This is a genomic window from Acinetobacter lactucae, assembly GCF_013344765.1.
GTDB lineage: Bacteria > Pseudomonadota > Gammaproteobacteria > Pseudomonadales > Moraxellaceae > Acinetobacter > Acinetobacter lactucae_A.
In genome coordinates this window covers 1-12,521 of the sequence record NZ_JABVBF010000103.1, presented here as the reverse complement: position 1 = coordinate 12,521, position 12,521 = coordinate 1, and the positions used below count along the sequence as shown (strand labels likewise).

Below are 12,521 nucleotides of genomic sequence, written 5' to 3'. Positions count from 1 at the left end.
ATATTTCTGTACTTAACCATAAAAATCCACCCAGCGTTAAATCATATTCAGCCAGGAAAGATTAAAAATCTCATGAAACTTAAAACAAAATTTTCTCATCTCGCTTATAGCTGTGCATTAATATTATTCGGTTCGGTGCAATTTGCTCATGCAGCTCCCTTACTCACTCCCCATGTGACAAATGAAGTAAGCCCTGCACCTACAGCAAATGCATGGATAGAAATTGATACTCAAGCTTTTGAAGATAATATTAGAAAGACAAATCAGTTACTTAATGGCAAAACACAACTTTGTATAGTCATGAAAGCTAACGCATACGGCCATAGTATTGATCTACTTATGCCAAGTGTTATGAAGTTAAACGTATCTTGTATTGGCATTACCAGTAATGCTGAAGCAGCTATGGTGCGTAAGCATGGCTATAAAGGCAAAATTACACGTTTACGTACAGCCACAGATAGTGAAATTATCAACGCACAGGCGTTAAATATTGAAGAGCTTTTGGGTAATTATGACCAAGCTGCCCGTATCTCTAAATGGGCAGAAGCGAATAATACAACTGTTCATTACAGCTTGGCTTTAAATTCAGGCGGTATGGATCGTAATGGTCTTGAAATGTTATCAGAACAAGGTAAAGAACAAGCTGTCGCGATCACCAAACTGCCCCATCTTAAAATTGATGGCATTATGACCCACTATGCCGTAGAGGATGAAAAGTTTGTTCGTGAGCGTCTGGCACAATTTAATGAACAAACTGCATGGTTGATTAAAAAAGCCAAACTCAATCGTAAAGAATTAACATTACATACAGCGAATTCATTTGCTACCGTAAACGTTCCTGAATCACATTTAGATATGGTCCGTGCAGGTGCAATTATATATGGGGATTTTCCTAATCATCCTGAATTTAAAGGTATGATGGCATTTAAAACACAAATTGCCGCAGTTAATAATTACCTCAAAGATTCAACTGTAGGTTATGACCAGACCTATACGTTGAAACGCGACTCTAGACTCGCAAACCTCCCTGTAGGTTATTCAGATGGTTACCGCCGTAGTTTTAGTAATAAAGCTTTTGTATTAATAAATGGACAAAAAGCACCCGTAGTTGGTCGAGTATCAATGAATACCGTTATGGTTGATGTAACAGATATTCCAGAGGCCAAAGCAGGCGATGAAGTTGTTTTATTTGGTCATCAAGGCAATGCAGAAGTTAAAACGAGTGATTTAACCAGTCTTACAGGCCATATTTTGACAGAAGCATATATCCCGTGGAGTAACTCTAATCCACAAGTGATTAAGCCCCTTCAATCTCAGCAACAAGTGATATTAACCAATAAAAAAGTTACGGCAACCGCCCACTAAACTTTAAGTTGATTGATAAGTAGCCCTATATTTTGAAAAGTATTGGGGCTACTTTTAGCCGAATCACATCTTTTAACCGACTTCATTCCATCCAGTTTTTTATATAAAAAAGAGCATTTGCATGCCCTTTTTATTTTTATCGAGCCTTTAACTCGCATGCTTAAAACTATCAATTTGCTTAATCTCATAAGGCAAACCGACATAGTTTTCAGCCAATGTGGTTTTACCCGCAATCGAACCCAATACATAACTTAACTCGGCTTGCTTAATCTTATGATCAAACTCACTTTCAGTTTCAAAACGATGCAATAAATGAGTCATCCACCAAGAAAAACGCTCAGCTTTCCATACGCGTTGTAGGCATTTTTCTGAGTATTCATTTATACCTTGTTCTGAACCCTCAACATAATATTCAACAAGTGCACTTGATAAATAAGCAATATCAGAGGCAGCAAGATTGAGGCCTTTTGCTCCTGTTGGTGGAACAATATGCGCCGCATCACCTGCTAAAAATAGTTTTCCAAAACGCATTGGTTCGGTCACAAAGCTGCGTAATGGCGCGATACTTTTTTCAATAGAAGGCCCCGTCACTAGCTTTTCACGGCTTTCAGGATCTAAGCGGTTTTTTAACTCATCCCAAAACTTTTCATCTGACCAATCTTCTACATGATCTGTTAAAGGCACTTGTAAATAATAACGGCTACGTGTTTCTGAACGCATACTGCATAAAGCAAAGCCACGTTCAGACTGTACATAAATGAGTTCATCGGCTACAGGTGGGACATCGGCCAACACCCCTAACCAGCCAAACGGATAAACTTTTTCAAAGGTTTTAATTTTATCTTCTGGCACGCTGGCACGGCAGACACCATGGTAGCCATCACAACCAGCAATAAAGTCACACTCAATTTGGTAGGCTTTACCTTGGTACTCAAACTCAACTTTTGGTGCAGTGTAAAAATCTTTTACTTGTACATTTTGAGCTTCATAAAATGAAGTAAGCTGCTCTGCTTCACGAGCAGTCATTAAATCTTTGGTGACTTCGGTCTGACCATATACGGTCACTTGTTTGCCACCCGTGAGTGCGGCTAAATCAACTCGATGCAATTCACCATTGGTTAAAATTTCTATGCCTGAATGCGGTAATCCTTTTTCTTTTAAGTTTTGGTCAACGCCTGCTTGTTTTAGTAAGTCGACCGAAACTTGCTCTAAAATTCCTGCACGAATCCGTGAAGCCACATATTCAGCACTACGTTGCTCAACAATAATATGGTCGATGCCAGCTTTATATAGAAGTTGCCCAAGCAATAACCCTGCTGGTCCAGATCCAATAATTGCAACCTGTGTCTTTAAAATATCCATAACTTCATCCTTGTTTCATCCTGACTTTTAAATTACTGGCTTTAAGTTTTGTGCACTATGTATCCAAGACGAAAATAACCGTTTATCATTTAGTTTGTCCGAATAGCGGACAGAAACAACCAAAATAACAGGAATGAATGGATGCCTTCTCTCGATGCTTTTTTAGAGCACCCAAACTCGCATGAGAAAATTCGTCAAGAAGACTACATTGCAGGGTTAGCAAAAGGCTTGGCTTTGCTGGAAGCTTTTGGAACAGATCGACAACGGCTTAATGTGACTCAAGTGGCTGAGCGAACCGGTATTAGCCGGACAGCGGCAAGGCGTTATCTAAAAACTTTAAAATACTTAGGCTATCTAGAAACAGATGAACATTACTTTTGGCTCACTCATCGCGTGCTGCGCTTTTCGAGTTCTTATTTAAGCTCTGCTCACCTGCCTAAAGTTGCCCAATCATTTTTAAATCTTTTGTGCGCACAGACATCTTTGACTTTTTCAATTGTGGTTCTGGACGATAACGAAGTCGTACCAATTGCCCGTAGCTATTTACCACAGCAAGATAATTTGCGTGTCAGCCCTTACGGTATGCATTTAGGCAACCGACTCCCTGCCCATGCCACTTCTACGGGTAAAGTATTGCTTGCAGCACTGCCCGAAGAAGCTCAGCACGCGTGGGTAAAAAATTATGGTTTAAAGCGCTTAACCCCATTTACCCTTGTAGATGAGTCAAAGTTTTTTGAAGTGCTTAAGGGCATTTCGTTATCGGATTATTGTCTTTCTAAAGAAGAACATGAGCTTGGCGTGATTGCGATTGCCGTACCCGTTTTTAATGCACAAGGTCAAGCGGTGGCAGCGCTTAACTGCATGTCTCAAACCAACCGCGTACAAGAAGATTATTTAGTTCAGCAAATTTTGCCATTGCTACGCAACACGGCAAATGAACTTAGAAATGTGATTTAAATAGACTTAGAAACTCTTGTGATCAATTAAAGGTACAAGAGTTTCAACTCATAATTTTAAACGACGAAGTCTTTAACTCACTGGCTTGCCAGAACAATAAAAGAACTAAAACGAACCAATTGAGCAACTAAACAAGATTAAAAAAATGACTTACAGCAATTTTAGGCATTGGTTCGGTGATGAAGATTTTGTTCAATAGACATGGCTTTTTTCCAGCTTTCTAGGTTTTCTAGACCTTTTACATATTGTTCAATATTGAGATATTTTGATCGAATATTTAATGAATTAATTAGACCATAGACTACGAAACCAATCATAAAGTCTGCACCCGTTAAGCTATTGCCTACTAAGAATTTTTTGCCTACTAATTGTTGATCTAAATATGAAAATACTTTATCCAACTCAGCATGCGCATATTGATTCAAGAACTTTAATTGAGTGCCATTTTTTAACTCAATCGAATTAAAAATATTTAATAAATATGGAACCATAGCCGAACTTTCTGAAAAATGAACCCATTGTAAATAATCAAGATAACTGTCCGAATCTTTCGCAGGCATAAGTTGTGGAGCAAACTTTTCAATCAAAATTTCTACTATTGCACCTGATTCTGCAATCACTTTTCCATTGAGTTCAATCACAGGTGATTTTCCTAAAGGATGAATGTTTTTTAATTCTTGAGGTGCGAGATTTGTAGTTTTATCTCGAAAATAACTTTTTAATTCATAAGGTTGATTAATTTCTTCAAGTAACCACAGAATGCGAAATGAGCGTGAAGCATTTAAATGATGAAGAATAATAGACATTAATTTTCTCTTTTAAACTAGGAGGACAACAAAGTAAGACCTCACTATATAGATTTGTAGACGACCGGTCTAATATTTTTTATTAATAATGCTCCTAACCAAATAAGGCTGTATGGACTACTCACTTAACGGAGTCAAAGTATGCCTTAATCATTTTGGCTATAAGTTTAGTACCTGATAAGTTTTTCTCTGGATCTAACTACTAAGAGCCAAACAAAGAGGCCGAAACCTCTTTATTTTTATTGCACTCAAACTAGCATCGACTGCTGAGCTGAGATACCTGCTATTGCGCCCTGCGATGATGCTACGGTAACTGAGGCCATGAGTGGATTAGCGAGATCACCAGCGGCATAGATACCAGGCATACTGGTTTCACGACGTTCATCAACCTTAAGAGCTATACCGAAAGGTGTATTGACCGTGGCAAGACCCAATGTTTCGTGTAGGCCTGCGGACGGCTTAGTGTCTGGATGTGCGAATAGAATATCAACCATGACATTTTGATGGTTATCAAGACCTACAGTTACTGTGCGCCCTTCGTTATGGACAATTTCGGTAATCTGGCCTTCTACCACATTTACATTACGGCGTTCGAGATCTGCGAGAACATCAGCAGAAATCTCGTGACCATTGGTAAAGACTGTTAATGTACTCGTCCAATCATGATATAGACGTACATAATTGTGGGACTTTGGACCAGACCAGACGAGTCCCCAATGTTGTTCAGCAACTTCAAAGCCGTCGCAATAAGGGCAAGGCACGATAGATGCACCCCAATTTTCAGCGAAACCAGAAATATCAGGCATCTGATCGACAACACCATAGCTTAAGATAAGGCGGCGTGCGCCCATAGTTTTGCCATCGTGAGTCAGAACAGAGAAGTTATCAATAGAACCAGAGATGCTTTCAGCCCGAGCATTGACTAGCTTAATCGTTGGATAGCGTTCTAACTGTCGACGTGCTTCAGCTAAGATTTCTAGCGGCGGTTTATGGTCATGTCCAAGCAAACCATGAGAATGACCAGCGAAGCGATTGCGCGGCAGTCCCGTGTCAAGAACAGTGACCTTGCGACGGGCACGGCCGAGTTGCAGTGCAGCAGCAAGACCAGCAAAGCTGCCTCCTATAATGATGACGTCATCCATAGTGATAGGCTCCTAATTTAAATCAAGAAGTTAGCTGATGCCTGAAGCAATTAATCCACTTCGACATTGTTAAGAAAGTCACCCATCACTGTACTACCCTATCGAACAACATGGCGTTAAATATGCATGAGAAGATCTAAGTCTAAAGGATATTGCTAAGATCTAATCACTGGCTTGCACATTTTGGATACTTCATGGTATCGTAATTTATAAATTAAGATACTGTCAAGGACTATAATTATTGTGAGCGAAAAAAAGAGAAGTCAGCGCGGTCGGCCAGTAAACCAAGCATTAGCCCAAACGATAGTCGATGCTGCGTATGAGCTTTTTGTCGAATTGGGTTTTCAAGCAGCTACTTTGGACAAAGTTGCCCAGAAAGCAAAGATATCGAAGCTTAGCATCTATCGGCACTTCGAGAACAAGGAAGCACTTTTCAGCGCAGCAATATTGAATCGATGCCAACAGTTCGCACCACAAACTCTTTTTGAAGGACTCCAAGGTTCGGCTGAAGAACAGCTTATGGCAGTGGGATCATCTTTACTGCATACGTTATTAAGCCCAGACGTTCGTAGTGTCGAGGCGATGATCGTAGCCGATAAGACAAACCAAAAATCGTTAAGTAAGCTCCATTACGAAGCTGGCCCTACCCATGTCATCGCACAAATTGAGACCCTGCTACTTCAATTGCATACAAAAGCGCTTCTGAACGTGCCTAACCCTTTTCAATCGGCTCGAATGTTTGCCGCGCTTTTCAAAGGATCTGATCTGTTAATGATTGCACGCTTCGATGAGGCGAAAGCAAACGACGATCATGAAATTGAATCCTATTGTCGAGCGGCTGTCAAAATGTTCATCGCGGCTCATGGTGGCAATGACCACACAAGCGGATAAACATTTGCTCACTCTGGATAGCTTGGCTGGGACTATATGTGAATAAGTAGATTACCGTCAGCGTAGCAATGTTATGCTACTCATGGAATTAATTAGCAGCCAAGCTAAAACGTTTAAAGTCCTGCAGGGTGGACACATAGGTGTCGTTTCTGGAAGCCAAGTACCTACGGCGGTCTGGCCTGAAATAAGTAATTAGTTAGTTAAGCATTCAGATTAATTAAGCCAAACCTAATAACACCTTTACTTATGCAACTTAAAGATCCTAACTCAAATATGTTAGATATCCAGTACCAACTTATCCGAACGAGGCAAACTGTTGCAGGTGGTAATTCGTAAATCTGGTTGTGCCTTGTACTGATCTAAAGTAGTAACACCTTGTAGCTTATTACAGACACAAGCACGGCATAACCCTCTTTCACATCCCGATGGAATATTAACGCCAGCCAAACGCGCAGCTTCTAATAGCGTTGTCCCGCCATCAATCACAATCTCAATACCACTCCGTGCAAAGTGGATGACATGATCTTTACCATCAGTTGGATGCTCTACTACCAGAGGTGTAAAACTCTCTGTATGAAATTGTATTTCAGGTAATCCTAAATCCAGTAACATAGATTTTGAGGCAGTAATAAATCCTAGTGGAGCACAAACATACACTTCATGTGCTGTTATATCGGGAACAACTTTAGCTAGTAATTCAGCACTTAGTTTCGCCTGATACATTTGCCCTGAAATTGGATAATTGGGGTCTATCTCATTACATATAAAATGCACATCAAAACCAGATAAGTTGGCAACTTCACGTAATTCATGTTCAAAAATAATAGATCTCTCATTACGGTTAAAATAAAGTAACTTAACTTGGCTATGTAGAGCTTCACGTCGTGCCTTACGTAACATACTCAAAATTGGTGTAATCCCAACACCGCCCGCAAGGAAAATGATCTGTTTAGGTACTTCTTTCATTATAAAATCGGGAGAGGCCTGCGGTACTCCTACCAAAATCATATGTGAATTTTTCTTAATATGATCATTGATATAATTTGAAACACGTCCGCTCTCTACACGTTTGATGGCAATTTCGAAACAATTATCTGCCTCGTGACTGTCTCTTAATAAACTATATTGTCGAACCAGACTTTCATTTTCGACTTCAACCCGTACAGAAATAAATGCACCAGCTTCCCAAGTTACGCCCTCCCATCCTTGAGGTTTTTCTAAACGTATCATTAATGCCTGATTTCCTGCTTGCGGAAAAACAGCTAAAACCTTAACAGGTACATTATAAAAACAAGGCTTATTTAAATACGTCATGTTATTTGGCAGTTTATATTTGGCTCCATATACAACTCGACGTAATAACTCCTTAGGATTTTTTAGGATTTTAAAAAAATTTCCTCTTTCTTGCTCGCCTACAGGACTCGCCAATTTGAGCACATTGACCATCATATCTGGCACAACATCTTCAAGAGACATGACATTGTAAGGTAAGCCATGCTGCAAACAGATTTCTTTAACAAAGGGCTGGATTTCTCTTTGACGATTACATGGTAGGTCTGGAAATAAATGATGCTCTAAGTGGGTGTCCAATCCACCATAAAACACATCAAATTTAGGTGGGTTATCGAATTTAACTTCCTCTTCCAACAATGTTTTAAAATAATTATCAAGTTGGGCATAAGGCGTAAAATTACTTGTTGCTAAAATTTGACGGCGAAAATATTCTTCTTCTGTTTCACTCAATCCTGGATCACTAAATAACTCAACATTGGGTGAATGGTGTTCCAGAAATAAGACTGCAACCGTCAAATCATATCCCAAAACTGTACTCAGATAATTTCCAAAAAATGTTGGCAATATCCGATGAGGAGAAACCGAAAGAGGATCTTTCCAAAAATGCTGGGCAATATATTTTTTTGTTAGTTTTAAGGTTTGTTCAATGGTTGTTCGACTAAGTACTTTACGCCCTTCTGTTTTAGCGGCTGATGCTCCAGTAAAAAGAGAAAATACAAGATTAGGTGTTGTTAATAATAAAACCCACAACAGTGGAAGTTGCAAAGTATGGTGACCATACCATGGCTGACCTGGCTTAATACGTAAAAAGGAATATCCCAAATCATGGTCTACGCCAACAATATTAGTAAAAGGATGGTGATTTTGATGATGCATCACACGCCATTCATAAGGATCCACCATAAAATTCCAAACCCAACGTTCAGAATGGAAAGACCCTGCATTTGGCAAATGATCATAACTACCATGCATGATGTTATGACCAAGTTCAGAAAACTCAAGTAATGTATGCAATGCACCTAATATCGCGCCACGCATTATGGCATTAGGTTTTCCACCTTGTTGGATCAACTCATTACTACGCGCTTTAATCGCTTGAGAGTAAGCGGCAACATTTCTGATATGTTCTAGGTCTGCATCACCAACTTTTGCTTTCGTTTCATCATATAAAGCTTTTAAAGCTGCCGTTAAACTTTCGTGCTTGCCGTCTTTATTATTTAGCATTTTATATATCCCTATCGGATTTGATCCTATCCGAAAAGATATAAAGTTTTGAACATTAGCAGAATGACTTTATACTAACAAACTTGACATTTCATGACACATAAAGCATGTCTATACAATTATATTGGGATTTTCCTCGCAGTATCAGTGCTATTCGCATATTGCTTATGATAGGTCAACAACACGGTTTAACACCTGAAAGTTGTATAGAAAACACGCATATTTCTTTGAATGATTTATCGCAACCTAACTTTGAAGTAAAAGCAGAACAAGAATTTTTAGTTATTCGAAACTTACTTAAACTACTAGATCCTACACTTCCTCTAAGTATAGAAGCAGGTCTAAGACACCATACAACCACATTTGGTGCATGGGGTTTTGCCATTCTTAGTAGTCAGACAATGAAAGAAGCCTTACATTTTGCTATGCGATACTTTCAACTTAGTTCCATTTTTTGCAATTTAGAAGTTATTCAGGAAGATATATATACATTACTGATTTTTGATCATAGTCAATTACCTGATGACTTAGCGTGTTTTCTGGTTGAAAGAGATCTTATAACTGTTATATCAATTCAACGAGATGTCTTGCCTATACAGTTTCCTGTAATGAGCATTAATATTGCCTTACCTGCACCGGTGTATGCCGATAAATTTCCCGAATTAACGGGATATCCAATTCAATTTAATCAACCACGTAGCTGTATTATCTTTGAAAGCAGTTTGCTTGATCTACCATTACCTCAAGCAGATCCATTTATTCGTGCACGATATGAAGAAGAATGCCAACAACTTTGGACGCGAAGAAGTTCCCTAGGTAGCTATAGCCAAAAGGTCAGAAATATTTTACTCCAACAACCCTCACAAATGCCTCGAATTGATGAAATGGCAGCCCATTTTCAGGTCAACCTCAGAACATTACAGCGTCATCTCGCAATTGAAGGAGTTACCTATGAACAACTTATAGATGACATTCGTAAAGACTTAGCCGAAGACTTACTTAAAACCACCAATTTAACAGTTGAAGAAGTTGCCATTCAATTAGGTTATTCCGAAGTTTCAGCATTTTCCCGAGCCTTTAAACGTTGGAAAGGCATTTCTCCCCGAAATTTTAGGTGGCAAAAATAAGTTTATATTTAATATTTTAATGCTTATCCACGCCAGCTCCAGTGAGCAAACTCGTAGCATAATTCATAATTAATAAAACTAAATTGTTAGCTTTCTCTTCTGATTCAGCTAGGCGCCCTTCCAGTAAAAGATGAGATAGGCCATGTACTAGACTACAACATAACATCGCTAATACTTCCACTTGAATATCATCTTCACTCACACCCAAAATTGAAGCCGTTAAGCTTTGCAACCGAGCATATGTACTGTCTGCGGCCTCTTTTAACTCGGGTATTTCATTTTTTTGTAAGTCAGGATTAAACATTAAAGCAAAAAGATTCCGATGATTTTTTGCAAAATCTATATAGGTTAAACCAAATATTTTTAATGCCTGTATCTTAGAATCAGCATTTTTTATAGCCTGATTTTGTTCTTCTTGTAAAAGTTGGAATCCTTTTGCTGCTAATGCAGCCAGAAAACTGTCTTTACTTTCGAAATGTCGATATACCGCATTAGCACTTACGCCAATTTGTCTTGCCATTTCTCTAAAACTGAGGCTTTCCACATCATTACTTTCTAAATGAACTAATCCAGCATTTAATAATTCTTCACGTACATTTCCATGATGATAATTTGATTTTTGATTTAAATTTTCAGTTTGCTTTAAAGGCATGTTGACACCGCGCACATAACACCAGCATAATGTGTGCACTGAACACATTATGTCTCCATTGTTGTTTAAGTCTTATAAAAGACCAAATCATAATTCTCGTTCAGTAGAGCTGCTTAATACACATATTGCTTAGTGAAGAATTTCAAGAAAAACACTAAGCCTATGAAAAATAATCTTTAAGCCAAGGAACTGGTATGAACAATCTTAGAAGTATAAAACAGGCTATCTTATTTACAATACCATTAATGTTGGTCAGTTCTCTTGTAAATGCCGAACTCCATGTCTTAAATGATAAAAGTTTAGCTAGTGTAACTGGCCAAGCATTATTTAATCTCACCAATATTGCAGCTAATGAAAATGGCAACCCAAATACAGATGTAGGTTTTTATCGTCTCGGAATGGAAGCACAAATAGAGCTAAATGCAAATATTAAACGTTTACAGTTAGGTTGTGGTGGAGTTAAAGGAGTGGGTTGTGACATTGATATTGAAGATATTAGCTTAGCAGGTGTCCTTCCCGTAAATGGTAGCTATGCAGGATCAGATGCCGTCATTACTAATCCTTTTATCGAGTTTGCTATAAAATCGCCCAACAATGCTTCTACTCGAGAAATTGTTGGCTTTCGCCTTGGGGCATTAGGCATATTAGGTAAACTTGGATTGGGATCAAATACAGATTTAACAACATTAGATGATGACACAGGAGGAATTAACTCTTTATCTGGTGATTTGAATTTAACGCTTACGAATACTGTTCTGAAGAATGTAGTGATTGAAAATGGATTGATCTATACAGAAGCACACATTAATGATTATAACAAACCGCTTATTCTTAACCGCTCTACAACTGCAACGTTGGATAATGTAGTCGCCAAAACTGGTCCACTAAGTGTGTTAGGTATCTTAGATCTACCTTTAGGTTTAACTCTAAGTAATGCCACATTAAAAGATTATCCTCTATCTGGTTTCCATGAAATTTTACTCGCCCAAGATGCAGCTGGAACAATTCCTACTAGTGACACTTCACTATCCTTACAAAAGCAAGCTATCCAATGGCAAAAAATCAGTTCGGGTAGCTTCGAAAATACTGTAGCTGCTCAACCTGGATGGTGGCTTTCCTTACCGAAAGTTATTCTCACTGATATCGAAACACAACAGCGGATTGATGTTGGACTTGGGGAGGCACTCGGAGGATTAGTTGGTCGTGAGTTAATTATTAATCCTCTTGACTCTGGACAAATAGGCATTAAAAACTGCTATGGGAGCTTAAAGTTTTGCTAAGTAAAAATTGCATACAAGCATTTATATGACGATTAAATTAAAAAAACTTATCGTTTTTATATCATTATTAGCAGGGCTGAATACAACCCAAGCTACCACAGTCTATAGGTCAATAAATATGTGCTCAGCTTCAGTCCAACATATACCTGATAATATCCAGAGTTCTATCTCTAAACTTAAAGTAGGCTCAATAGAGTCAAATAGTTCAAATCTCGCCTTTATTATTGCTTCCGCAATTACTGCAAAACACAATCAACAAATAGATGTAGACCGTATTGCTATTTATTTACAAACGATTAAAAGTTCTAAAGATTTTTATTATTCCTTACTTGATATCAAGAAAACTTTCGAGAATTTCAATATATCTGTTGAGGCAAAAAAAAATGCATCACCGTTTGACTTGTTAAATTTAAGTAATGAAA

10 protein-coding genes and 2 pseudogenes are annotated in these 12,521 nt (G+C 38.4%); 7 read left to right on the top strand and 5 right to left on the bottom strand.

Annotated features, from left to right (window positions below; all coding sequences use genetic code 11):
- Positions 1-72: 72 nt before the first annotated feature.
- A complete protein-coding gene (alr, locus tag HUN22_RS11315; RefSeq protein ID WP_174729272.1) occupies positions 73-1,365 on the top strand; it encodes an alanine racemase in 1,293 nt (430 codons plus the stop codon).
- 147 nt (positions 1,366-1,512) lie between these two features.
- Here alr and pobA read toward each other — a convergent pair whose 3' ends face one another.
- Complete coding sequence (gene pobA, locus HUN22_RS11310) at positions 1,513-2,727, bottom strand: 4-hydroxybenzoate 3-monooxygenase (RefSeq protein ID WP_174729269.1); 1,215 nt, start codon at positions 2,725-2,727, stop codon at positions 1,513-1,515.
- Between the two features lie 141 nt (positions 2,728-2,868).
- Here pobA and pobR point away from each other — a divergent pair, with 141 nt between their 5' ends.
- Positions 2,869-3,684, top strand: coding sequence for an IclR family transcriptional regulator PobR (pobR, locus tag HUN22_RS11305; RefSeq protein ID WP_174729266.1), 816 nt, complete (start codon positions 2,869-2,871; stop codon positions 3,682-3,684).
- Between the two features lie 161 nt (positions 3,685-3,845).
- Here the strand turns inward: pobR and HUN22_RS11300 are convergent, their stop codons facing one another.
- Together HUN22_RS11300 and HUN22_RS11295 are read right to left on the bottom strand one after the other, a co-directional pair.
- Positions 3,846-4,490, bottom strand: coding sequence for a glutathione S-transferase family protein (locus tag HUN22_RS11300; RefSeq protein ID WP_174729263.1), 645 nt, complete (start codon positions 4,488-4,490; stop codon positions 3,846-3,848).
- A gap of 248 nt (positions 4,491-4,738) precedes the next feature.
- Positions 4,739-5,632 carry an NAD(P)/FAD-dependent oxidoreductase gene (locus HUN22_RS11295; RefSeq protein WP_174729260.1) on the bottom strand — a complete coding sequence of 298 codons (894 nt, stop codon included), beginning with the start codon at positions 5,630-5,632 and terminating at the stop codon, positions 4,739-4,741.
- A 243-nt stretch (positions 5,633-5,875) separates the two neighbouring features.
- On the opposite strand from HUN22_RS11295, the gene HUN22_RS11290 reads away from it, so the two are divergent.
- The gene (locus HUN22_RS11290; protein WP_174729257.1) at positions 5,876-6,523 is read left to right on the top strand and encodes a TetR/AcrR family transcriptional regulator; all 648 of its coding nucleotides are present in this window, start codon (positions 5,876-5,878) and stop codon (positions 6,521-6,523) included.
- A gap of 79 nt (positions 6,524-6,602) precedes the next feature.
- A pseudogene (locus HUN22_RS11285) lies at positions 6,603-6,719 on the top strand (alpha/beta fold hydrolase); the annotation flags it as partial.
- An 80-nt stretch (positions 6,720-6,799) separates the two neighbouring features.
- Here the strand turns inward: HUN22_RS11285 and HUN22_RS11280 are convergent.
- The gene (locus tag HUN22_RS11280) at positions 6,800-9,040 is read right to left on the bottom strand and encodes a fatty acid desaturase (RefSeq protein WP_174729254.1); all 2,241 of its coding nucleotides are present in this window, start codon (positions 9,038-9,040) and stop codon (positions 6,800-6,802) included.
- Between the two features lie 107 nt (positions 9,041-9,147).
- Here HUN22_RS11280 and HUN22_RS11275 point away from each other — a divergent pair, with 107 nt between their 5' ends.
- Complete coding sequence (locus HUN22_RS11275) at positions 9,148-10,167, top strand: AraC family transcriptional regulator (protein ID WP_174729251.1); 1,020 nt, start codon at positions 9,148-9,150, stop codon at positions 10,165-10,167.
- A 16-nt stretch (positions 10,168-10,183) separates the two neighbouring features.
- Here HUN22_RS11275 and HUN22_RS11270 read toward each other — a convergent pair whose 3' ends face one another.
- Complete coding sequence (locus HUN22_RS11270) at positions 10,184-10,819, bottom strand: TetR/AcrR family transcriptional regulator (RefSeq protein WP_174729248.1); 636 nt, start codon at positions 10,817-10,819, stop codon at positions 10,184-10,186.
- Between the two features lie 194 nt (positions 10,820-11,013).
- Here HUN22_RS11270 and HUN22_RS11265 point away from each other — a divergent pair, with 194 nt between their 5' ends.
- Together HUN22_RS11265 and HUN22_RS11260 are read left to right on the top strand one after the other, a co-directional pair.
- Positions 11,014-12,099 (top strand): hypothetical protein, encoded by a 1,086-nt coding sequence (locus HUN22_RS11265; protein WP_174729245.1) that lies wholly within the window; start codon positions 11,014-11,016, stop codon positions 12,097-12,099.
- A 118-nt stretch (positions 12,100-12,217) separates the two neighbouring features.
- Positions 12,218-12,521: pseudogene (locus tag HUN22_RS11260) on the top strand (hypothetical protein); the annotation flags it as partial.

What these genes read in the sequence shown, in the direction of transcription:
- alr (WP_174729272.1), top strand. Translation starts at nt 73, where the DNA reads ATGAAACTTAAAACAAAATTTTCTCATCTCGCTTATAGCTGTGCATTA.
- pobA (WP_174729269.1), bottom strand. Translation starts at nt 2,727, where the DNA reads ATGGATATTTTAAAGACACAGGTTGCAATTATTGGATCTGGACCAGCA.
- pobR (WP_174729266.1), top strand. Translation starts at nt 2,869, where the DNA reads ATGCCTTCTCTCGATGCTTTTTTAGAGCACCCAAACTCGCATGAGAAA.
- HUN22_RS11300 (WP_174729263.1), bottom strand. Translation starts at nt 4,490, where the DNA reads ATGTCTATTATTCTTCATCATTTAAATGCTTCACGCTCATTTCGCATT.
- HUN22_RS11295 (WP_174729260.1), bottom strand. Translation starts at nt 5,632, where the DNA reads ATGGATGACGTCATCATTATAGGAGGCAGCTTTGCTGGTCTTGCTGCT.
- HUN22_RS11280 (WP_174729254.1), bottom strand. Translation starts at nt 9,040, where the DNA reads ATGCTAAATAATAAAGACGGCAAGCACGAAAGTTTAACGGCAGCTTTA.
- HUN22_RS11275 (WP_174729251.1), top strand. Translation starts at nt 9,148, where the DNA reads ATGTCTATACAATTATATTGGGATTTTCCTCGCAGTATCAGTGCTATT.
- HUN22_RS11270 (WP_174729248.1), bottom strand. Translation starts at nt 10,819, where the DNA reads ATGCCTTTAAAGCAAACTGAAAATTTAAATCAAAAATCAAATTATCAT.
- HUN22_RS11265 (WP_174729245.1), top strand. Translation starts at nt 11,014, where the DNA reads ATGAACAATCTTAGAAGTATAAAACAGGCTATCTTATTTACAATACCA.